A 22,107-nucleotide genomic window follows, 5' to 3' on the forward strand; every position below is an offset into this window, starting at 1 on the left:
TCTGACATTTGTGATGGGACAGGGGGAAGATGCTATATGGAAGAAAAACAGTTCCGCGACAAGATTTACTGGCTTACATTCCTGTTCAGCCTGCTTGTGGTGTGGGTGCACTCTTTTAATGGGGAGCTGTTTATGGGGACCCCGGAGGCTGCCCTTAAGGTTGCAGGGATAGAGCGCATACTGGGAGAGAGACTGGGACAGATAGCGGTGCCGGGATTTTTCATGGTGTCCTCCTATCTGTTTTTTCGCGGTTTTTGCTGGGAAAAGCTCATTCCAAAGTGGCGTTCCAGGATAAGAAGCCTGGTACTGCCCTATCTTTTGTGGAATTTTCTTTACTATATTGGGTATGTGGCGGCCACCCGCCTGCCGGGCCTGTCCGGAGTGGTGGGAAAGACGCCCATACCCTTTAACGGGACCCAGCTTTTTGACGCCCTTGTGTGCTATTCCTATAACCCGGTGTTCTGGTATCTGTTCCAGCTGATTCTTCTGGTGGCGCTGGCACCCCTGGTTTACACTGTGATGCGGGGGAATTTAACGGGCGCCGCCGCCCTGGGAATCATGGCCTTTGGCCTTTGGAAGAACTGGGCCATGCCCCTTCTTAATCTGGATGCCCTGTTTTATTTCTGCGCAGCTGCCTGGGCGAGCCTTCACAGGGATACCTGGGGAAGGGGAATAGAGGAAAGAACTGGGGTCCGGAAGAATATGACGGCAGGAGCCATTCTTTTGACTGCCATGGGACTTCTTCTGTACCTGGGCCGTTTCGGAGGACTGTTGTGGGAGCGTCCGCTTTACACCGTATGTTGGAGGCTGTGGGGAGTCTGCGGAGCTGTCCTGGCTGTAAAGGCAGCGGACCTTCCTGATGCCAGGGAGTGGATGAAGCATAATTTCTTCCTGTATGCCATTCATTTTGCCTGGGTAAGGTTTATCAACAAGGCAGCCGCGGCTGCTTTTCCGGGAAGCGCGGTCATTGCCCTGGCTGCATTCATCCTGATGCCCGTCCTCATGACGGCGGTCAGCGCCCTGATTGGCGGCGCTATGAGACGGTTCGTACCCAATGTTTATTATATGCTGTCAGGAGGAAGGTAAGCCGGCGCCCGGCGGGGAAGTCCCGGCCGGGCAGCGTGTCCGGAGGAAATCCTTGCAATCAGCATGATTCTATGATATTCTGATACTACTTCCACGGCATTTCTTGCCGTGATGGCTTTGGCACTGCGTTTTTGTGCGCAGGCGTTGGGGTGCGTGCACAGGCACCTGTAAGGGGCGTTTCGCCCGGAATTCACATTGTATGACAGACAGGAAAACAGTATGGAAGCAGTATGGCAGCGGTATGGAAGCAGTATGGCAGCAGTATGGCAGATGTATGAAAGCAATATGAAAGAAGCAGGGAGGTACTGTGGAAACCATCCGGCAGCGGCGCAGGATAGCGTTATGGCCGTCATATGAAACCAGCGTAAAAAGGGGGCGTGGCGGGAAAATAGAGGTTGACATTTTAGGGGAACTATACTATTATTGTAACTATTAGAGAACATTTGTTCGCATGGAAGGCATTGGAGGATACTATGGCCAGAGAAGAGAAGAGTAATGTAATCAACCGCGATATGAATAAAGACGAGAAGTTAAAGGCATTAGACGCTGCCCTGACCCAGATTGAGAAGGCATACGGAAAAGGATCCGTCATGAAGCTGGGGGATTCAAGAGCAAATATGAATATTGAGACAGTGCCCACCGGCTCCATCAGCCTGGATATAGCCCTGGGATTGGGCGGAGTTCCCAAGGGCAGGATTGTAGAGGTATATGGACCTGAGTCTTCCGGTAAGACCACGGTCGCCCTGCACATGGTGGCAGAGGTGCAGAAGCGCGGGGGCATTGCAGGCTTCATTGACGCAGAGCATGCCCTGGATCCTGTATATGCCAGGAACATAGGAGTGGATATTGATAACCTGTATATCTCCCAGCCGGATAACGGCGAGCAGGCACTGGAGATTACCGAGACCATGGTGCGTTCCGGTGCCGTGGACATCGTGATTGTGGACTCCGTGGCCGCTCTGGTTCCCAAGGCTGAGATTGACGGCGAGATGGGAGATTCCCATGTGGGTCTTCAGGCCAGGCTTATGTCACAGGCTCTGAGGAAGCTGACCGCTGTTATCAGCAAGTCCAACTGTATTGTCATCTTCATCAACCAGCTGCGTGAGAAGGTGGGTGTCATGTTTGGCAATCCGGAGACTACCACAGGCGGACGTGCTCTGAAGTTCTATGCATCCGTGCGCCTGGATGTCCGCAGGATAGAGACCTTAAAGCAGGGCGGAGAGGTCACAGGAAACCGTGTCAGGGTAAAGGTAGTGAAGAATAAGATTGCGCCTCCTTTTAAGGAAGCTGAATTCGATATCATGTTTGGCAGGGGTATTTCCAAGGAAGGCGATATCCTGGACCTGGCTGTTAAGGAGAACATCATTGAGAAGAGCGGCGCCTGGTTTGCCTATAACGGTTCCAAGATTGGCCAGGGACGTGAGAATTCCAAGCAGTACCTGTCTGATAACCCGGCTGTCTGCGCCGAGGTGGAGGCCAAGGTAAGGGCAAAGTATGAACTGCCCGGAGCAGAGGAAGCCATGGAGGCAGCCGAGGCCTTTAAGACAGCCGCTAAACAGGCGGAAACTAAAACAGGGGAAACTGATGCGGATGCCCCTGAACTGGTATGATGGTCACAGCTGTCATCCCTGTAGATAAGAGAAAGAGCAAAGTCTTCCTGGAGGAAGGCTTTGCCTTTGTTTTATACAGGGGTGAGGTGGAACGGTACAGGATAGAGGAAGGCAGGGAGCTGGAAGATGAGGTGTATGAGGAAATCCTCAGGGATGTACTGCGGCCAAGGTCCAAGGAGTATGCCCTTCATTTATTAAAGGATTCAGGAAAAACAGAGAAGTGGATGAAGGAAAAACTTGGGAAGGCAGGATATCCCAGAGAGGCAGTGGAGTATGCTGTAAATTTTCTGAAGGAATACCGTTTTCTGGATGATAACGCTTATGCACAGAGCTATGTGCGCTCCTATGCAGGGAAAAAGAGCCGACGCCAGATGGTATATGAGATGCAGCAAAAGGGCGTGGATTCGTCTTATATAGAGGAAGCGCTGGACCAGTCGCCTGTGGACGAGGAGGAATCAGCCAGGCAGGCTCTGACCAGGCGGCTTAAAGGAAAACAGGAAGCCTCCTACCAGGAAAAAGGCCGTCTGGCGGCCTTTTTAGGGAGGAAAGGATACTCCTTTGAAGTGATAAACAGGGTATTGAGAGAGATTAAAACCGCTGAAAACCAGGATTAGGCCCTGTTGTAATTTGTCTATATTGTCTGTCTCTGCGGGAAAATAAGGGGAAGATACTTGACATAATTCTGAAAAAAGTATAAAATTAATATGTTGTAGTTCGTACAATGAAAATTAAATAAGGAGGTGCTCCTGTGTCACAGATAATGGTCCCCATAATGATTATCGTTATGATAGTTGTGGCTATTATTACTTGGTTTGCTGCACGCAATTACGAGAGGAAGCAGTATGACAGCAAGGTAGGAAGTGCAGAAGAAAAATCAAGGGAAATAATAGATGAAGCATTAAAAACCGCAGAGACAAAGAAGCGAGAAGCTCTCCTGGAAGCCAAGGAAGAATCTTTAAAGACGAAAAATGAGTTAGAGAAGGAAACCAAGGAAAGAAGAGCGGAACTTCAACGTTATGAAAAACGTGTATTAAGTAAGGAAGAAAACGTTGAAAAAAAGGCAGATGCCCTTGAAAAGAAGGAGGCGGACCTGGTCAGAAGGGAAAACATTCTCAGTAAACGTACTGCAGAAGTGGAAGCCCAGTATGAGCAGGGGATACAGGAACTGGAGCGGATATCCGGTCTAACCTCCGAACAGGCAAAAGAATATCTTTTAAAATCTGTTGAAGAAGATGTAAAACATGACACAGCTAAATTAATTAAGGAACTTGAAAACAAGGCAAAGGAAGAAGCTGACAAAAAGGCCAGGGATTTAGTGGTGACTGCTATTCAGCGGTGCGCTGCAGACCATGTGGCTGAGACAACGGTTTCTGTTGTACAGCTTCCTAACGACGAGATGAAAGGCCGCATCATCGGACGAGAGGGACGTAATATTCGTACCCTTGAGACTCTTACCGGTGTGGAACTGATTATCGACGATACCCCGGAAGCAGTAGTATTGTCTGGATTTGATCCAATACGTAGAGAAGTTGCTAGAATAGCATTGGAGCGTTTGATTGTGGACGGACGTATTCATCCGGCCAGAATCGAGGAGATGGTAGAGAAGGCACAGAAGGAAGTGGAGAACAACATGAGGGAAGAGGGCGAGGCAGCCTGTCTTGAAGTTGGCATCCACGGAATTCATCCGGAATTAGTTAAGTTACTTGGTAAAATGAAGTTCAGGACCAGCTATGGCCAGAATGCATTAAAGCATTCTATCGAGGTGGCCCAGCTGTCAGGACTTTTGGCGTCAGAACTTGGAGTGGATGTACGTTTAGCCAAACGTGCCGGTTTATTACATGACATTGGTAAATCCGTTGACCATGACATGGAAGGTACCCATGTCCAGCTAGGTGCAGACCTGTGTAAGAAGTATAAGGAATCTGCCACTGTGCTGAATGCGGTGGAATCCCATCATGGCGATGTTGAACCTACCAGCCTCATTTCCTGCATTGTACAGGCAGCCGATACCATATCTGCTGCAAGACCTGGTGCAAGGCGTGAGACTCTGGAGACATATACAAACAGATTGAAACAATTAGAAGATATAACCAATTCCTTTAAGGGAGTGGACAAGTCTTTTGCCATTCAGGCAGGCCGCGAGGTTCGTATCATGGTAGTTCCGGAACAGATCAGCGATGACGATATGATATTGCTGGCAAGAGATGTTTCCAAACGGATTGAGGACGAACTGGAATATCCGGGACAGATTAAGGTAAATGTAATTCGTGAGTCAAGAGTTACGGATTACGCGAAGTAATCATTAAGAAGTGTAGATAAATGCCCTAAAAACCGTAAGAATGTAGTATTCATTCATGCGGTTTTAGGGCATTTTTTTATTCGGGCGTTCAGGCCCGGGATACGCTTCTGGTGAAACGGGAATGAAACTGGTAAAAGACAGCAATAGACTGGCGGGCAGCCATGAATATGACACACAGTTGTCATATTAACTGTGTTATCATTAGGCGGAATGTTCTTGATGGCGGCAGCCATGACAACCGTGAGCATTTTCAGCCATTATCCTAAAACGGAGGAAACTTTGAATGAAATATGAAGGTGTATGTATTGCTGTGAAGGATGTGAATCTTTCAAAAAAATTTTATCAGGATCTATTTGATCTGGAGGTATTTCAAGATTATGGTATAAACGTCTCATTTGGCGGACTGTCTTTACAGCAGGAATTTGACTGGCTGACAGGTGTCCCTAAAGAAAGTATATTGGAAAAGGCACACAATATGGAGCTGTATTTTGAGGAGGATGATTTTGACGGCTTTATAGATAGATTAGGACAGCGCAATGACATTCAATACATAGGTGATGGCGTAAAAGAAGCCGGATGGGGACAGCGCACAGTGCGTTTTTATGATTTGGACGGCCACATCATTGAAGTTGGAGAGAACATGAAAATGGTTGTGAGGCGGTTTATCCATTCCGGGATGTCCATGGAGGAGACTTCCAGACGAATGGATGTCTCTGTATCTGATTTGGAAAAACTGCTGCAGAGCTGAATCAATCCCTGGGGGAGTGTATCATGCCATTAAGCGTATGCGGCCCCTGGTCCAAAAAGACATTCACGGAAGGAGGTTCTATGAACTGGGAACCATGGACAGGCTGTTATAAAGCCAGTGACGGATGTACATATTGTTATTTTTATGGGCCTTATGCAAAACGGTACGGTCAAAACATCATAGAGAAGACAGACAAATTTGATTGGCCTGTCAGGAGGAATGCAAAGGGACAGTACAACATTAAAGGAAACAAAATTCTCGCAACCTGCTTTGCAACTGACTTTTTCCTTCCTGAGGCAGATGAATGGCGTAAAGAAGTTTGGGCCATGATCAGGGAGAGGACAGATATTGATTTTTTGATTCTGACAAAGCGTATTGACCGTTTCCTTGTATCGCTTCCGCCGGATTGGGGAACCGGCTATGATAATGTGAATATTGGCTGTACTGTTGAAAACCAGAAAATGGCCGATTACAGACTTCCTCTATTCTTATCCTATCCCATAAAACGGCGTTTTATTGCCTGCGCCCCGCTTTTGGAGGCCATCGATCTGACGCCATATCTTCATGGAGTGGACCATGTTACAGTTGGCGGTGAAACAGGACGCGACGCCCGGGTGTGTGACTATGACTGGGTACTGGACATCCGTGAACAATGTGTAAAAGCAAACAAAACATTTTGGTTTAAAAATACAGGCTCATTTTTCAGATGCAATGGCGCGGTGGAGAAAATTAATCCGTTTAAGCAGACCGGCCTGGCGAAAGAGCTTGGAATAGATATTTCAGATGGAAAAAGGCTGTTTTGACAGAAACAGCCCCATAAACCAGGGCATGTTCGTTAAACTGCATTTGTATCATAAGGAGGGCAGGGGGTAACGCAGGATATTGTGCGTTATCCTCTGTTTTGCGTTCTGCCACGGAGAAAAAAAGATTGTACCGTACTGTGTATCATGCTAAAATATATGTGGACAGAGTAGGACAGAGGTCATTTGCCGGTTTGACGGATTCAAAGAGAGGATATGGTATGGGTAGAAGGATGGTGGGGCTGTACGCAGTGTTTTTGGCAAGCGCCCTTATGCTGGGGGGCTGCGGCACTGGGAATAAGGTTGTTAATTTCGAGATTCCCAATGAGAATGTTACCACAATCACTTTTTTCGGAAATAAATATGAGCCGGAAAACGTGACGGTTATAGAGGAAATCCTGTCGGATTTCATGAAGGAGAATCCTGGCATCCGGGTATCCTATGAAAGCCTTAAGGGAAATGAATACTATGAAGCCCTGGGAAAGCGTTTTGACGCGGGAAAGGGTGACGATGTATTCATGGTGAACCACGATGTTCTGCTGGAAATGCAGTCCAGAGGACAGCTTATGGATTTATCCGGCCTTAAAACCATTCAGGACTACAGTGACCGTATGCTCCGGCAGATGGATGAGCATGGAAAGATTTACTGGGTTCCAACCACTGTGTCAGGTTTTGGACTTTACTGTAATAAGAAGCTGCTGAAGGAACATAAGCAGAAGCTGCCGGAGAACCTTCAGGAGTGGAGGCAGGTATGCAGTTATTTTAAGGAGCAGGGCATTACCCCTGTTATTGCCAATAATGATATATCCCTTAAGACCCTGGCAATTGGCCGGAGTTTTTATTCGGCGTATCAGGAAAACCGGGAAGATGAGATGTTCAGACACCTGAATGAAGGGAAAGAAGAGCTGAGTTTCTGCATGACCCCCGGTTTTTCTCTGGTTAAGGAGTTTATTGACAATGGCTATGTGGATGCAGGGAAAGCACTGGAGACTCGGAAAACCTCGGATGATTTGGAGGAATTTGTAAAGGGGGAATCACCTTTCATGCTGACCGGGGCATGGGCAGCAGGCCGGGTGGAAGGGATGGACCCTGATTTTGATTTTGTGGTGGCGCCTTATCCTGTGCTGGAGGACGGCGGACTGGTAGTGATCAATGCGGATACCAGGCTGAGCGTCAATAGGGCCAGTGAACATATAGATGAAGCCCTGGCCTTTGTGGAATTTTTTACGCGGTCTGAAAACATACAGAAGTTTGCGGACCAGCAGTCTTCCTTTAGCCCCTTAAGGGAGGGGATTCCATCGTCTGTAAAAGAGATACAGCCCATTGTCTCCTGTTACCAGTCCGGAAGGACTGTCATAGGGACGGATGCGCTTCTGGAATTTCCTATATGGGAACTGACAGCCAGGGCATCAGAACGTCTGATGAAAGGGGAAGAACTGGAAGATACCATGAAATGGATGGACCAGGAGGCCGCTGGGAGAAGGGGAGGATGGTAATGGATAAGAACAGTACCAGCATAAAGAAGAAGATTGCCATGGCGGCTGTTTTGGTGGGCGCTGTGCTCAGCATTCTGACTTTCTTATTCATCCATGAGGTGAAGGAGGAGCTGTGGAAGCAGTCTGTCCAGACCATTATAGAGAGCACCCAGCAGGGCTGTAATACCCTGAAGGTCCAGCTGATGGACGATTACCAGTCCATGGGTACCGTCACGCTGAACCTGAGGGAAATTGCTTCGGGGCAGCGGGAGGAACTGGAACTCCTTATGGATAATTATGCACAGATAGAAAACGGGATCAGTCTGTATCTGCAGGACGGAGTATGTATTCCCTCAGGCTCAGTAATTGACGAAAAGGCGGAAGCTGTGCTGCTGGATACGGACCGGGGCAACGGCATCATTGACCCTCATATCAGCAGCGTAACGGGTGTCAATGTATTTGACCTGTTTATGGGAGTCACACTGAAAGACGGGGTGCGGGGATACCTGGTAAAGGAGTATGAGGTGGATTGTATTGTAGACAGCTTCACCCTGTCCTTTTATAACAATGCCGGCTTCTCCTATGTGGTCAACCAGAAGGGGGATGTGCTGATTCGTTCTCCCCACCCCAACAGCAATAAAACAGTGCAGAATCTGTTTGATATGCTTCCGGAGACCCAAAACAGCCGTGAGAGCCTGGACCAGTTTGCCAGGTCTCTCCAAAGTTCCTATACCGGATGGGCCACCTTTAACTACCAGGGAGAGGCCACCGTATTCTGTTATACGCCTTTAAAGCTCCAATCTGACTGGTATTTGATTTCCATAATTCCCCAGAGCGTGGTAAATGCCCAGACCAATGAGATACTCATGCGTTCCTTTACCCTGATAGGCTGTATCTTACTGGGGATTGCACTGCTTCTTGTATTTTATCTGCGCTATGCCAACAGGACCAACCGGAAATTAAAGAATCAGGCCGTTTACATAAGCCGTCTGTACAATGCGGTGCCGGAAGGAATCGCCCTGATGTCCGTGGAAGCTCCATATGACTTCCGGCTTATGAACCAGGAGGGGATGAGACTGTTCCGCTGTCAGGAGGGCGCGTCCAATGAAGCAATGAAGGGAAAAAGCCTTCGGGATGTGATACACCCGGAGGACTATGAAAATCTGGTACAGTTGTTTAAGGACACAGCGGACAGCGGCAGAAAGAACATCTTTGAAGTGCGTGTGATTACATTGGATAATGGATTTTTCTGGGCAGCCGGAATCGTGGAGAGGACCCTGGATGAAAACGGAAATCCGGTACTGATTTCCGCTTTTCATGATATCACGGACGAAAAGCTGGCAGAGGAGGCAGCGGAGCGGGAGAAGCTTCAGGAACGCCTTACCCTGGTGGGAGCTATATCCAATGCCTATCCGGTGATTATCAGTCTGAATCTGACCAGGGATTCGCTGAACTTTATCTATGTAAAACCGGGCCTGATGCTGGAGCTTGGGAACCAGGAATCCTACAGCCAGCTCTATGAGTATGTGGCCGCATCCATTCATCCGGAGCACCTGGAGGAATTTTGCCGCCGCTTCTCGGCAGAGAATCTGAATAAGACTCTGGGACAGGAGAAAAATGAGGTGTTTCTGGATGTGAGACAGATGCTTGGAGACGGCAGGTATCACTGGGTTTCTATGCAGATCATTCATGTGGACAATCCCTATTCCGGGGATAAACTGGCAATCCTGATTTCACGCCGTATTGATGAGCAGCGCTATGAGGAGGAACAGAAACGCAGCGCTCTTCAGAGCGCCCTGGACAACGCCAGGGCGGCCAGTGAGGCTAAAAGCCAGTTCCTGTCCAATATGAGCCATGATATCCGCACTCCTATGAATGCAATCGTGGGCATGACGGCTATTGCTAGCACCCGCCTGGATGACAGGGAACGGGTGATGGAATGCCTGAAGAAAATCAGCCTGTCCAGCAAGCATCTCTTAAGCCTGATTAACGATGTGCTGGACATGTCGAAGATTGAAAGCGGGAAACTATCCATACGGGAGGAACCCTTTAACCTGGCAGAACTGGTGACGGAATCCGCGGAGCTGGTGCGTCCGCAGGCAGAGGCCAAACACCTTGAGATGGACGTACATCTGAAGGGGCTGAAAAATGAGGAAGTGGTGGGAGATTCCCTGCGTATCCGCCAGATATATATTAATATCCTGAGCAATGCGGCCAAATACACCCCGGAAGGGGGGAGCGTTCATGTGGAGGTAAGGCAGGAGCAAGGCGCCGGCAGAGGATATGGGCGTTATGTGTTCCGGTGCGCTGATACCGGGATCGGCATGAGCAGTGAATTTATGAGCAAACTGTTCCAGCCCTTTGAGCGGGCCCAGGACTCCACAAACAGCCGGGTAACCGGCACCGGGCTGGGAATGGCTATCACAAAGAATTTGATAGATTTGATGAACGGTGATATCAGAGTAGAAAGCAGGCCCCGGGAAGGCTCTGTGTTTACGGTGGCTCTTCCATTGCAGTTCCAGGATGCAGCGCCTGAGGCGGTGCCTGAGGAATGGGTAGGCATACACTGCCTGATTGTGGATGACGATGAGCAGACTTGTGAAAATGCGTCGGAGCTTTTAGAGGATATGGGACTGCGGCCCCAGTTTGTCACAAAAGGCGCTGAGGCGGTAAGACGGGTACTGGATCTGAAGGATTCAGACGATCCCTTCCGCCTGGTCATTGTGGACTGGAAGATGCCGGATATGGACGGAGTGGAAGTGGCGCGGCGTATCCGGCAGGAGGTGGGAAGAGAAATTCCCGTTATCGTGCTGACCGCATATGACTGGTCGGAGATTGAGGCAGAGGCCAGGGAAGCCGGTGTATCTGCATTTCTGGCAAAGCCCTTTTACCGGTCCAAAATCTGCTATCTGCTCAGCGGGCTGAGCGGAGAAAAGGAACCGGTGCAATGGAGCGGTTTTACGGGCAAATCAGACTTTACAGGCAAACGGGTTCTTCTGGTGGAGGACAATGAGATGAACCGTGAGATTGCGGGAACCCTGATAGAAGAGATGGGGGTGGAGGTGGAGGAAGCCTGTGACGGGGAGGAAGCCCTGGAACGGTTTAAGCAGGTGCCGGAGCACTACTATAACATGATCCTGATGGATGTGCAGATGCCTAAGATGGATGGGTATGAGTCCACAAGGGCCATACGCGCCCTGGAGAGGGAGGATGCGGCCTCCGTACCCATTATAGCCATGACTGCCAATGCATTTGCGGAGGATGTGCAGAATGCCCTTCACGCCGGGATGACAGCGCATTTTGCAAAACCCATTGACGCCAGTGTGCTGGAACAGATGCTATATAAATATTTGAGGTAAAAGAATGAGAGCTGACAGCGGTTTAAACAGGCTGGTGTACGAATATTTTGAGGCCAGGATACTATATGGATATTATAAATATGGAGAGAGCCTTCCGTCCATTAACAAAATTTGTCAGATGTTTCATTTGGCGCAGGCAACTGTAAGAGCCGGCCTGGCTTTGTTGGAAAAAGGAGGATATGTAAGGGTAGATCCGAGAACAGCGCCCGTGGTGGTTTATAAGGCCGGACCCGCCGGGTTCCGGGAAAGTGCAGCCAGATATTTCGTATCCAGGAAAGCCGGGATAGCAGATTGGGTTCTGTCCGGAAAGCTGCTGTTTGAGCCGCTGTGGCGGGAATGCCTTATGAGGTGGAGCGATGAGGATTGGAAACGCTTTTTAGATAATATGAAGCACCTGTCCGTGGAATCTGTATCCATGCCGGCAGCGTTATATATACTGGTGTTCAAGGCGCCGGACAACCGGCTGTTCCTGAATCTTTACTGGGAGACTGTGCGTTATATAAGGTTTGCTTATCTGATGGTCAGAAAAGACCAGGCGGTATTGACGGATCAGGAGCTGGAGGGACTGTCCAGGGAGGAGGTCATTTCACTGCTGGGGCAGACCTTTGAGACGTTGTACGGCCGTATCACAGCGGATTTGCTGTCTTTTATAGCACAGGCACAGGATGAGTTCGATTTAGGGGATATGGAGCAGGTTCCGTTTTACTGGAACATTTACCGTAAACGTCCCCAGATGAGATATACACTTGTGTCCCGCATTCTCAGGGAGATAGAGAGAGGGGATTACCCCCGCGGAACCTACCTGCCATCACTTCCCTGTATGGCACAGCGTTACGAGGTATCGTTTAATACCGTGAGGCGCAGCCTGTCCATACTTGACAGCATGGGGATAACCAGGTCCCTCCAGGGTAAGGGAACCCTGGTCCTGGCTGAAGCGGAAAAGGCGGATCTGGCAAATCCGGAAATCAGGGAAGGCATGAAACTGTATCTTGACAGCCTGCAGCTGATGACGCTGACCATTAAGCCGGTGGTCCAATATACGCTGGAGAATGCACCGGCGGATGCAGTGGAAAAGCTGCAGTACGATGTCCGGCAGCTCGGGAAGAATAGGAATAGTTATAAGATCTTTGAGGTGGTGCTGACATTTATTGCGGAGAACTGCAGGCTGAATCTGGTAAAGGAGTGTTACAATAAGCTGAGGGAACTGATTGTATGGGGGTATCCCATTGCGTTGCTGCGCCTGAGGGAAAGGGAGTTTCATATGGAATATAATGATATGGTGGCTCAGGCCGGCCGGTATCTGGACGAGGGAAATGCGGAGGCATTTTCCGGCAGTGTAAAGGAGTTTATGGGACGGGAATATCAGGAGGTCAGGATATTTCTGGAGAGTGCAGACACCCGGCAATAAGGTCCCGGAACAGGAGGGTAATATGAAGATAATCCGTAAGGTAGAGCTTAAACCGGGGAGCTATGAAGAGGAACTGCCGGGAATCTCGGCGGAATTCCCTTATATTGCCTCTTATGTGGAGTTGGACAAGTATGCGGGAAAACAGTCTCCCTGGCATTGGCACAAAGAGGCGGAGCTGTTTTACATGGAGCAGGGCAGCCTGGAATATGACACGCCTCATGGAAAGGCTGTTTTTACGGCTGGTTCAGGGGGCTTTGTGAATTCAAATGTGCTTCATATGTCCAGGGCAAAGGACGGGGAGGGGTCAGTCGTCTCACTCCTTCATATCTTTAACCCGCTGCTGATCAGCGGACAGAGCGGCAGCATCATTGACCGGAAATACGTTTCGCCCCTTATGACGGCATCCCATGTAGAGATAATCGGGCTGTACCCGGACCAGCCGTCCCATGTACCTGTTTTAGAGACCCTCCGGCAGTCCTTCCGGATATCAGAGGACGACTGCGGCTACGAAATCCGTTTGAGGTCGGTCCTGTCTGAGATATGGTGCGGCCTTCTTGCCATGACAGAGACCATGGAGAAAAGCCCCAAATACAACAGCCGGTCAAACCAGAAGATTAAGATAATGCTGGCGTTCATCCACAAGCACTGCGGGGATAAGCTGTCGGTGAAGGAGATTGCGGCATCTGCCTTCATCAGTGAGCGCGAGTGCTTCCGGGTGTTTCGGGACTGCCTGAACATGACTCCGGTAGAGTACGTGACCAGCTTCCGTTTACAGCGGGCATGCTGGATGCTGTCTGAGGGAAACGAACCCATCACCAGCATATGCCATATATGCGGCCTGGGAAGCAGCAGCTACTTCGGCAGGGTATTCCGAAGCAGTATGGGATGCAGTCCGAAAGAGTATCGTCAGAAATGGCAGAATAGTGACACAAGATGACAGAAATTCGATATCTTCAGGAAATATGATACACTATAATGATAGTAGGAAGAAGGGATGGCGCCTTCCTCCCACGGTCATGAAAGGGGCTGCATATTCCGGGAGGTGTTGGATTGTGATAAAACTAAATATATTGAACATGAATGGATTTCTGCAGATTGTGAACCAGTGCAGCGGTGCGGTCAATGCCATTTTTCCGGATGGAAAACGGCGGGATCTCAACAAGTCATACGCTGCCCAGAAGGTGTTATGGGACCAATTCAGGGAGAATCAGGGGAGCCTGGCCCTGAAACTGGATTTCCAGAAGCCGGAGGATTATATTAGCATTGTGTATTATTATATCAGCGAGATTTAAAGCGCTGAGCCAGGAAGGGAAAATGATAAAAAACCAGCCGGAACAGGCTGGTTTTTTATTTGTTCTCAGAATACCGCATAGGAGCGGGTATCAGAGGGAAACCCTACACTATAACATCAGGGATGAAACCTGTGGTATAAAAGAATAGGAGGTGCATCTTTATGAATACATACAGGACAGTGGATCTGGCAAGGATGTTCGGCATTCATGTGAACACCGTACGTCTGTATGAAAGGTACGGCCTGATTCCGAAAGCAGAGAGGACGCAGAGCGGCTACAGGATTTTTACGGAGCTTCATGTGGAGCAGTTTAAGCTGGCAAGGGCGGCCCTGCGGGTGGAGGTTCTGCAAAATGGACTGAGAAAGCAGGCAGTCACTATCGTTAAAACTTCTGCGTCAGGGGATTTTGAGACGGCATTGAAGCTGACAAAACGTTACAGTGACCAGGTGGATCAGGAAATAAAACATGCAGAGGAGGCTGTCAGGATATGCAGGAGGATGCTTGCAGGCATCAAGGAACCGTGTTCCGGAAAAGACAGGGAACAGACCATGTATACAAGAAAGGAAGCAGCCGGTATCCTGGGTGTCACCATTGACACGCTCAGGAATTGGGAACTAAACGGCCTGTTTTCCGTCAGGCGGATGGCCAACGGCTACCGGGTCTATACAGGGGAGGATATACAGCGGCTGACCATCATACGCTCCCTCCGGTGCGCCAACTATTCCCTTTCGTCCATTCTGCGGATGCTAAACGCCTTATCCAGAAATCCGTCCGCCGATATCCGGAAAATTATTGATACACCCGGAGAGGACGACGATATTATCACTGCCTGTGATAAGCTTCTCACTTCCCTGGCAGAGGCAAAAGAGAATGCTGGGTATGTGGAGTCACAGATTGGGAAGCTGATGGAGATGAACCGCCGGGAACAGCTGTGAAAGACAGTTATAGCATATACCGATACACAGTGAACTAGGAGGCAGGAAGATGACAAATCGGGAAGAACAGAGGAAAGGCAGGGAAACAGCAGTGAACGCACAAGCTGCACTCCGGGAAAAGGCGGTGACAGTCACAGGGCTGAGCAAGTCCTATTCCGGAAAAAAGGTGATTGATAACCTGAACCTTACGATCCGGCCGGGCCAGATATATGGACTGCTGGGAGCCAACGGCGCGGGAAAGAGCACGGCCGTGGAATGTATACTGGGGACCAGAAGGGCTGATTCGGGAGAAGTGCGGATACTGGGAATGGACCCGGTGACAGAGCGCAGACATCTGTTTGAGCGGGTGGGGGTGCAGTTTCAGGAGGCAAGTTATCCGGACCGCATTAAGGTGCGGGAGCTCTGTGAGGAGACTGCCTGCCTGTATGAGAAAACAGCGGATTACAGGGATTTGCTGCGGCAGTTTAAGCTGGAGGATAAGGCGGATTCCATGTTAAGCCAGCTGTCGGGCGGGCAGAAGCAGAGGCTTTTTATTATACTGGCGCTCATACCAGGTCCCAAGGTGGTGTTTTTAGATGAACTGACAACAGGGCTGGATACAAAATCCCGCAGGGAGGTCTGGAAATGCCTTTTGGAAATGAAGGATAAGGGCCTTTCTATATGTCTTGTATCCCATTTCATGGATGAGGTGGAAATGCTCTGCGATCAAATCGGTATCCTGAGGGATGGAATGTTTGTCTTTGAAGGAACCGTAAAGGAGGCGGTGGATAACAGCCCTTACAGTAAACTGGAGGATGCGTATTTGTGGTGGACACAGGAGGAAGAAAACAGATGAAACGGTTTTATACCATACTGAAAACAGAACTTAAGTTATCTATCAGGGGCATGGATATGATTATCTTTGCCATCTGCATGCCTCTGGTGGCCATATCCCTGCTGGGAATTATTTTCGGCAGCCGGCCCGCTTATCCGGGGGCAGGCTATACATTTCTGGAACAGTCCTTTGGGGCAGTTTCTGCCATAGCGGTCTGTGCGGGCGGTGTTATGGGACTTCCTCTGGTGATTTCGGAATACAGGCAGAAGAAGATACTTAAGCGGTACCAGGTAACGCCGGCCAGTCCGGCCCTCCTTCTGGCGGTCCAGACAGCGGTATATACCGTCTATTCCCTGGCATCCCTGGTTCTGGTCTATGCTGCGGCGGTCCTGTTTTTCGGGGCGCGTTTTCCAGGCTCAGCAGCAGCGTACCTGGCTGTATTCCTGTTTGTGATGCTGGTCATATTCAGCATAGGCATGATGATAGGAGGCATTGCCCCGGATGTCAGGACAGCCGGGATGTGGGCCAGCATACTGTATTTTCCCATGCTGGTTCTTTCGGGTGCCACCCTTCCGTATGAGACCATGCCCTCCGGCCTGCAGAGGATTGCGGATATGATGCCCCTGACCCAGGGAATCAAACTTCTTAAGGCGGTTTCCCTGGGGCTGCCGGCTGAGGGTATATGGAAATCATGTCTGTACATGGCAGTCTGCTTTTTGGTCTGCGGCGGGATTGCGCTGCGTTATTTTAAGTGGGAGTAAAAAAGGGCCCCTTTCAGGAAGGGGCCGCCTTTTCGGGGTATCAGATTGAGCTTGATTTATAGTGGGCTTTGTGTGAAAATAGGAGGCAGAGTATAAGTCGGAGTGAGAGAAAAGGAGCGGTTATGCCGGAATATTCCCTGCCTGTGGGCAATAAGGATTTAATTAATATCGCAAGAAGAGCTTTTAATCTGGTTGACCCAAGGCTGATTGGACACGGTGCCCGGGTCTCCTATCTGGTGTTCCAGATGCTAAAGGAGGATGGCACCTATACACCGTCGGAGATGAGAAACCTGCTGATTCTGGCTGCACTCCATGACATTGGCGCATATAAGACCGAGGAAATTGACAGGATGGTGGAATTCGAGACGAAGGAAGTGTGGAATCATTCCATTTACGGATATCTGTTCTTTCACTATTTTACGCCGTTTGAATATTGGGATTCCGTTGTCCTGTATCACCATATGCCCTGGAACCGGCTGAGAAAACAGAAGGATGTGCCGGAGAGAGTCAGGGAGGCGGCCCAGATCCTCAATCTGGCGGACCGGGCAGACATCTATTTCGGATCATCCGGTTATACAGGCGGATACCAGAGATTCACGGAGTTTTTGAGAAGGCAGGAAGGGCTGGCCTACAGCCCCAGAGTATCAGGACTTTTCAGGCGCCTGGGACCGGAAGTTCTGGACCGCCTGGCTGTCCAGGGCCAGGAATACTGTCTGCCGGAGGATGTGTCCGGGCAATTTGACAGGACCATGGAAGAGGTTCCGTTTACCGAGGATGAGCAAAAGGCGCTTCTGCGCATGCTGACCTATGTCATTGACTTCAGAAGCTCTCATACCGTAACCCATACCATTACAACCACTGTTATAAGCGAGGAACTGGCAGTCCGTATGCTGGACAGCGGCAATGATATCAGGGACGTGATCTGCGCAGCCATGCTTCATGATCTGGGAAAGATAGGAATACCTGTGGAGATACTGGAATTTCCCGGGAAATTAAGCCCTCAGGCCATGCGGGTCATGAGGACTCATGTGGATTTGACCGAGCACATTCTGGGAACAAATGTGTCAGCCAGGGTGAGGGATATCGCCCTGCGCCATCATGAGAAGCTGGATGGTTCCGGTTATCCCAGGGGGTTAAACGCCGAATCTCTGGATATGCCCCAGAGAATTGTGGCGGTGGCTGATATCATAAGCGCCCTGACAGGAACCAGAAGCTATAAGGATGCATTTTCGAAGGAAAAAACAGTGTTCATTCTGGAGGACATGGCGGAAAAGGGGCTTGTAGATTCAGTGATTGTATCCATGTTCGTGGAGAATTATGATACCATCATGGGGGCTGTGAGGCAGCGCTCCCAGCCCATCCTGGATAAATACCATGAGATGCAGCGGCAGTACCAGGTCCTGGAGCGCAGAATGGAGGACAGGAATTCACAGGCGGCTGCCAGGGAATCCTGAGCCGGATAATGTTAAGCCATGGAATCGTAAGGAAATGTATATTGACACAGCTGGCAAAACTGGATAAAGTAGGGTTATATGAGGAACGTAAAAAGGAGGAATCATGATATGCTGCACATGAAGCGGAAATTAATGATGGCTGCGGCAGGTGTACTGGCTGCCCTGATGGTGTTTCCTGCATACGGCGCAAGCCGTAAACCCATTAAGTCCATAAGTCTGACCATAAAAGCAGAGATAAAGCCGGATACGGATTTCGGAGATGAGCTCATAGAGATTGAGACCAGCAGCAACAAGTACTCTGTGGACGGCTATGAGATCCTGAATGACGATGTGGAATGGCGGGAGGACACCGTACCCAGAATCCAGATTACCCTGACAGCCAACGACGATTACTATTTCCAGTCCCTTCCCAAGGATAAGGTGACCATAAAAGGCGGAGCTGAGTTTAAAAATTCCAAGCGGGAGGATTCCAGCACCACCCTGCTGATGGATGTGGAGCTCCAGGCCCTGAACACCTCCCTTCATGCTCTGACAAATGTGGTCCTCACAGAGGACGGCATAGCCACCTGGGACGCCATACCGGCAGCGGGCAGCTATGAGGTGCGCGTGTACAGGGACGACAAGGCAGTGGGCGCTGTCATGACAGTCAGCACCAATACATGCAACTGCCGCGAGCGCATGCAGAAGGGCAATACGGCATACACGGTCAGGGTAAGGCCTGTAAGCAAATTTGACAGCAAGGAAAAAGGAGACTGGGCGGAATCTCCCAGCACGTACATACCGGAGGAAAAGGCGGCCCAGTTCAGGGAGAATCCCACGGGAGGAAACGGCGAATGGGTGCAGACTCCGGAAAACGGTAAATGGTGGTACCGCAACGCGGACGGCAGCTATCCGGCCAACAGCTGGCAGCAGATAGGAGATAAGTGGTATTTCTTTGACGCACAGGGCTATATGGCCACCGGATGGATACAGTGGGAAGGCAGGGAGTATTACTGCGCTGACAACGGCGAGATGCTGACCAACTGTCTGACGCCGGATTCCTACTGGGTAGGGGATGACGGGGCAAAGATTAACCAGTAACACAACTGAACACGGAATACAGGATGCTGTAGGAGTATGGGAATTTTACTCCTACAGCTATTTTTGAGGTGATGTGTCATGAATGGGGAAGAGTGGAGAAAGAGAATCTGCATGGAAACAGACACCGGATATTCATACAGCCTGGCTAAACGGATGGAGAAATACCGTACCAATCCGGTGCTGGGATACAGAACTGCGGGATCAAGGGCAGAGTTTGAGACAGGCGAAATGCTGGTCCGGGAAATGGAGTCCCTGGGGCTTTCGGACGTGCATAAGGACAGGATATGCGTGGACAGCTGGGAGTTTGAGAAGGCAGTCATGGTTTTTACAGACAGCCGGGGAAGGGAGCACCGGTTTCAATTGGGGGCTTACCAGACTGATTTTCATACCGGAGGATTCCGGGAATTCAGCCTGGTATATCTGGGAAAGGGAACAGCGGCAGATTACGGACAGGTGGATGTGACCGGAAAGCTGGTTCTTATTGACATCAACCAGAGGGATGAGTGGTGGATTAATTTTCCTGTATACCAGGCCTGGCTGAAGGGGGCTGCTGCCCTGATTGCTGTCCAGGAGCAGGGGTACGGGGAGATAAACGACGAAGCGCTTAACGCCCAGGACATAGCGGGCCCGGATTATGCCCCGGCCTTTTCCATGTCCCGCGCTGACGCTTTAGTGCTGAAGGCGTCCATGGGGGAGGATAAACAGGTGCAGGTGCGCCTGGACGCCTCGTCCACGGTGCTTAAGGATCAGGAGACTTATAATATCATAGGAAGCATACCAGGGACAGAGGAAGGAATGATTCTGCTGTCAGCTCATTATGATTCGTATTTCAGCGGATTTCAGGATGACAATGCCGCGGTGGCCATGATGCTTGGCATAGCCAGAGCCGTGCTGCGGTCAGGGTATAAGCCCAGAAAGACCCTTGTGTTCTGCGCCATGGCTGCGGAGGAGTGGGGAGTGGTGAATTCCAAATACGACTGGTCTGCAGGCGCCTATGAGCAGGTATTTACGGCCAGGCCTGACTGGGCGGGAAAGGTTATCGCGGATCTGAACTTCGAGCTGCCTGCCCACGCCCATGGCAGGAAGGATGCTGTGAGGTGCGTGTATGAATATGCGGATTTTCTGGAGGAATTTATAACCGGTCTGCCAGCCGGTTTTTTTGCGGACCAGCCATATCCGGAGGGAGTGGAAGTGCTGAGTCCCATACAGACCTGGTCGGATGATTTTTCCATGGCTGTGGGAGGGATTCCGTCCATGGTCAATGATTTCAGCGCAGGGGAATTCATGGAGACACATTACCATTCCCAGTATGATAATGAAAATTTTTACCAGGAACCGGTATACCGCTTCCACCATGAGATGTACGCCGGCCTTGTGCTGGCTTTTGACAGGACAGCGGCAGTGCCCATGAATTTTGCGAGGCTGTTTGAAGGCGCAGCGGCCAGCATTGACGGCAGTGTGTGCCGCGGGGCAGACGCGGATCTGCCCGGGCTGCATTTGGTTTTGAAACAGGGAATCCAGGCGGGAGAAGCCCTTTACAGTAAAATAAGGGAGATAAACAGGGCATACGGCCGGCTCCTGGACCGCGGCGAGGAAGAAAAGGCCTTTCTGCTGGCAGCCGGATGCAGGTCCCTGAACCGGGAACTCCTGCGTATCTTTAAAAAGGAGCAGGACTATTTTGTCCGGCTGAGCTGGCACGATGATGTGCTCTTTCCCCAGCAGGCGGTCCAGGAAAATGTAAGGGCCATGGACAGGGCCATTGCCTGTCTTGAAAACCGCAACCTGCCCGGAGCTCTGGAGGCGGTCTATACAATAGACAACAACCGCTATGCATTTTTGTTTGAGGAGGAGGTTTATACCTACTTTACGGAATACGTTCTGAAGCAGCCGCCCGGCCGGCTTAAATGGGGGGCGGGGAGAATTGTCCACCATCAGAACCTGTTTCGCCTGGTTGAGAGGCTGAAGGCCAGGGCCGGGGAAGAAAATCCGGATACCCGGGAGGAATATGATATCCTTGTCAGGGCCCGGGAGAACCAGCTTGGCTGCTATGGTGATGACATCCGGTACATGATATCATCTGCCGGCAAGCTCCTGAAGGCAATCCGGCAGGCCGGGTATCGGGCTTCTGAATTAAAACATGATTTATATACAAGTGAGAGTAAGATACAGGAGGAGTAAATGAGAGATGGAAAGCCGACAATTATACCGGGTTAAGGAGGAGGACCTGCCCAGATTGGAGAAACTTCTGACCGGATGTTTTGAGCACGACCCGTTATACTGCAAACTGATCCCGGATGAGGAGATTAGGAAACGGCTTCTGCCGGAGCTGTTTGCCTGCGACCTGACAGAATTCTATGAGACCTGCGAGATTTATTCAGACAGCCCTGAGATGAATTCCCTGCTGGTTGTTTCCGATGAAACCGAGCCCTATAATCCGCTGACCTATTATCTGGCGGAGGCATGGGCGTCTCTCAGAACTGATGAGTTCCTGATTAAGGAGGACCCCAGCCTTAAGACCCTGTGGAAGTTCATGCTGGGCAAGGATTACCTCAACTCCAGATGGACGGCACAGCTGCACCGGACGGAACGGATACACATTATCTATCTGGCTGTAAGACCGGATATGCAGCACCACGGCCTGGCAGCCCTGCTGTTAGGCGAGGTTATCCGTTATGCCGACCAGCACAAGCTTATGATATCCCTGGAAACCCATAATCCGGATAATGTGCCTCTTTATGAGCATTTTGGATTTAAGGTATTTGGCGTGATGGAAAAGCATTTTGCGCTGAGACAATATTGCCTGGTCAGGGAAGCATAGGAGCCGGGGAGAGGAAATAGAAGACAGGGAAAGGAAATAAGAGGCGGGGAAAGGAAATAAGAGGCGGGGAAAGGAAATAAGAGGCAGGCTGTTGCGGGAACTTCCATAACTTCCAGTCATGATAATAATTCCAAACTTGTATATTTCACTATAGCGAAATTCTGTCGG

Annotated in this window: 19 protein-coding genes; all 19 read left to right on the forward strand. The window is 50.2% G+C overall.

Annotated elements, in window-relative coordinates:
* Positions 1 to 36: 36 nt before the first annotated feature.
* The 19 genes from CGC65_RS04545 to CGC65_RS04630 all read left to right on the forward strand — a co-directional run bounded on the left by CGC65_RS04545 (position 37) and on the right by CGC65_RS04630 (position 21,939).
* Entirely contained in the window at positions 37 to 1,086 is a 1,050-nt protein-coding gene (locus CGC65_RS04545) for an acyltransferase family protein (RefSeq protein ID WP_002568107.1), read from the forward strand.
* A gap of 219 nt (positions 1,087 to 1,305) precedes the next feature.
* The gene (locus CGC65_RS30865) at positions 1,306 to 1,443 is read left to right on the forward strand and encodes a hypothetical protein (protein ID WP_007036590.1); all 138 of its coding nucleotides are present in this window, start codon (positions 1,306 to 1,308) and stop codon (positions 1,441 to 1,443) included.
* Between the two features lie 116 nt (positions 1,444 to 1,559).
* Positions 1,560 to 2,696: a recombinase RecA gene (gene recA / locus CGC65_RS04550; RefSeq protein ID WP_002568106.1), complete on the forward strand. Its 1,137-nt coding sequence runs from the start codon at positions 1,560 to 1,562 to the stop codon at positions 2,694 to 2,696.
* Positions 2,693 to 3,310: a regulatory protein RecX gene (locus CGC65_RS04555; protein ID WP_002568105.1), complete on the forward strand. Its 618-nt coding sequence runs from the start codon at positions 2,693 to 2,695 to the stop codon at positions 3,308 to 3,310. Before recA ends, CGC65_RS04555 begins: the two co-directional genes overlap by 4 nt.
* Positions 3,311 to 3,444: 134 nt before the next feature.
* On the forward strand, positions 3,445 to 4,995 hold the full coding sequence (gene rny, locus CGC65_RS04560) for a ribonuclease Y (RefSeq protein WP_002568104.1): 1,551 nt from the start codon (positions 3,445 to 3,447) through the stop codon (positions 4,993 to 4,995).
* A 283-nt stretch (positions 4,996 to 5,278) separates the two neighbouring features.
* Complete coding sequence (locus CGC65_RS04565) at positions 5,279 to 5,743, forward strand: VOC family protein (protein ID WP_002568103.1); 465 nt, start codon at positions 5,279 to 5,281, stop codon at positions 5,741 to 5,743.
* Positions 5,744 to 5,823: 80 nt separating this feature from the next.
* Positions 5,824 to 6,546 carry a DUF5131 family protein gene (locus CGC65_RS04570; RefSeq protein ID WP_002568102.1) on the forward strand — a complete coding sequence of 241 codons (723 nt, stop codon included), beginning with the start codon at positions 5,824 to 5,826 and terminating at the stop codon, positions 6,544 to 6,546.
* Between the two features lie 218 nt (positions 6,547 to 6,764).
* Positions 6,765 to 8,039, forward strand: coding sequence for an ABC transporter substrate-binding protein (locus CGC65_RS04575; protein ID WP_002568101.1), 1,275 nt, complete (start codon positions 6,765 to 6,767; stop codon positions 8,037 to 8,039).
* Positions 8,039 to 11,377 carry a response regulator gene (locus tag CGC65_RS04580; RefSeq protein WP_002568100.1) on the forward strand — a complete coding sequence of 1,113 codons (3,339 nt, stop codon included), beginning with the start codon at positions 8,039 to 8,041 and terminating at the stop codon, positions 11,375 to 11,377. The genes CGC65_RS04575 and CGC65_RS04580 overlap by 1 nt, the downstream gene beginning before the upstream one ends.
* A gap of 4 nt (positions 11,378 to 11,381) precedes the next feature.
* Complete coding sequence (locus CGC65_RS04585) at positions 11,382 to 12,785, forward strand: GntR family transcriptional regulator (RefSeq protein WP_002568099.1); 1,404 nt, start codon at positions 11,382 to 11,384, stop codon at positions 12,783 to 12,785.
* A 22-nt stretch (positions 12,786 to 12,807) separates the two neighbouring features.
* Entirely contained in the window at positions 12,808 to 13,722 is a 915-nt protein-coding gene (locus tag CGC65_RS04590; RefSeq protein ID WP_002568098.1) for an AraC family transcriptional regulator, read from the forward strand.
* A gap of 115 nt (positions 13,723 to 13,837) precedes the next feature.
* Positions 13,838 to 14,077, forward strand: coding sequence for a hypothetical protein (locus tag CGC65_RS04595; protein WP_002568097.1), 240 nt, complete (start codon positions 13,838 to 13,840; stop codon positions 14,075 to 14,077).
* A gap of 161 nt (positions 14,078 to 14,238) precedes the next feature.
* Positions 14,239 to 15,012, forward strand: coding sequence for a MerR family transcriptional regulator (locus tag CGC65_RS04600; protein ID WP_002568096.1), 774 nt, complete (start codon positions 14,239 to 14,241; stop codon positions 15,010 to 15,012).
* A gap of 49 nt (positions 15,013 to 15,061) precedes the next feature.
* Entirely contained in the window at positions 15,062 to 15,847 is a 786-nt protein-coding gene (locus tag CGC65_RS04605; protein ID WP_002568095.1) for an ABC transporter ATP-binding protein, read from the forward strand.
* Positions 15,844 to 16,587 (forward strand): ABC transporter permease, encoded by a 744-nt coding sequence (locus tag CGC65_RS04610; RefSeq protein WP_002568094.1) that lies wholly within the window; start codon positions 15,844 to 15,846, stop codon positions 16,585 to 16,587. Before CGC65_RS04605 ends, CGC65_RS04610 begins: the two co-directional genes overlap by 4 nt.
* A gap of 122 nt (positions 16,588 to 16,709) precedes the next feature.
* The gene (locus CGC65_RS04615; protein WP_002568093.1) at positions 16,710 to 18,041 is read left to right on the forward strand and encodes an HD domain-containing phosphohydrolase; all 1,332 of its coding nucleotides are present in this window, start codon (positions 16,710 to 16,712) and stop codon (positions 18,039 to 18,041) included.
* Between the two features lie 108 nt (positions 18,042 to 18,149).
* A complete protein-coding gene (locus CGC65_RS04620; protein ID WP_002568092.1) occupies positions 18,150 to 19,121 on the forward strand; it encodes an N-acetylmuramoyl-L-alanine amidase family protein in 972 nt (323 codons plus the stop codon).
* Positions 19,122 to 19,199: 78 nt separating this feature from the next.
* Complete coding sequence (locus tag CGC65_RS04625; protein ID WP_002568091.1) at positions 19,200 to 21,299, forward strand: M28 family peptidase; 2,100 nt, start codon at positions 19,200 to 19,202, stop codon at positions 21,297 to 21,299.
* A 7-nt stretch (positions 21,300 to 21,306) separates the two neighbouring features.
* Positions 21,307 to 21,939: a GNAT family N-acetyltransferase gene (locus tag CGC65_RS04630; protein WP_002568090.1), complete on the forward strand. Its 633-nt coding sequence runs from the start codon at positions 21,307 to 21,309 to the stop codon at positions 21,937 to 21,939.
* The last annotated feature ends 168 nt before the right edge of the window (positions 21,940 to 22,107 follow it).

It is taken from the genome of Enterocloster bolteae (genome assembly GCF_002234575.2).
GTDB classification, from domain to species: domain Bacteria; phylum Bacillota; class Clostridia; order Lachnospirales; family Lachnospiraceae; genus Enterocloster; species Enterocloster bolteae.

Excerpts from the sequence above, each read along its gene's own strand:
- CGC65_RS04545 (WP_002568107.1), top strand. The coding sequence starts at position 37 with ATGGAAGAAAAACAGTTCCGCGACAAGATTTACTGGCTTACATTCCTG.
- CGC65_RS30865 (WP_007036590.1), top strand. The coding sequence starts at position 1,306 with ATGGAAGCAGTATGGCAGCGGTATGGAAGCAGTATGGCAGCAGTATGG.
- recA (WP_002568106.1), top strand. The coding sequence starts at position 1,560 with ATGGCCAGAGAAGAGAAGAGTAATGTAATCAACCGCGATATGAATAAA.
- CGC65_RS04555 (WP_002568105.1), top strand. The coding sequence starts at position 2,693 with ATGATGGTCACAGCTGTCATCCCTGTAGATAAGAGAAAGAGCAAAGTC.
- CGC65_RS04565 (WP_002568103.1), top strand. The coding sequence starts at position 5,279 with ATGAAATATGAAGGTGTATGTATTGCTGTGAAGGATGTGAATCTTTCA.
- CGC65_RS04570 (WP_002568102.1), top strand. The coding sequence starts at position 5,824 with ATGAACTGGGAACCATGGACAGGCTGTTATAAAGCCAGTGACGGATGT.
- CGC65_RS04575 (WP_002568101.1), top strand. The coding sequence starts at position 6,765 with ATGGGTAGAAGGATGGTGGGGCTGTACGCAGTGTTTTTGGCAAGCGCC.
- CGC65_RS04580 (WP_002568100.1), top strand. The coding sequence starts at position 8,039 with ATGGATAAGAACAGTACCAGCATAAAGAAGAAGATTGCCATGGCGGCT.
- CGC65_RS04585 (WP_002568099.1), top strand. The coding sequence starts at position 11,382 with ATGAGAGCTGACAGCGGTTTAAACAGGCTGGTGTACGAATATTTTGAG.
- CGC65_RS04590 (WP_002568098.1), top strand. The coding sequence starts at position 12,808 with ATGAAGATAATCCGTAAGGTAGAGCTTAAACCGGGGAGCTATGAAGAG.
- CGC65_RS04600 (WP_002568096.1), top strand. The coding sequence starts at position 14,239 with ATGAATACATACAGGACAGTGGATCTGGCAAGGATGTTCGGCATTCAT.
- CGC65_RS04605 (WP_002568095.1), top strand. The coding sequence starts at position 15,062 with ATGACAAATCGGGAAGAACAGAGGAAAGGCAGGGAAACAGCAGTGAAC.
- CGC65_RS04610 (WP_002568094.1), top strand. The coding sequence starts at position 15,844 with ATGAAACGGTTTTATACCATACTGAAAACAGAACTTAAGTTATCTATC.
- CGC65_RS04615 (WP_002568093.1), top strand. The coding sequence starts at position 16,710 with ATGCCGGAATATTCCCTGCCTGTGGGCAATAAGGATTTAATTAATATC.
- CGC65_RS04620 (WP_002568092.1), top strand. The coding sequence starts at position 18,150 with ATGCTGCACATGAAGCGGAAATTAATGATGGCTGCGGCAGGTGTACTG.
- CGC65_RS04625 (WP_002568091.1), top strand. The coding sequence starts at position 19,200 with ATGAATGGGGAAGAGTGGAGAAAGAGAATCTGCATGGAAACAGACACC.
- CGC65_RS04630 (WP_002568090.1), top strand. The coding sequence starts at position 21,307 with ATGGAAAGCCGACAATTATACCGGGTTAAGGAGGAGGACCTGCCCAGA.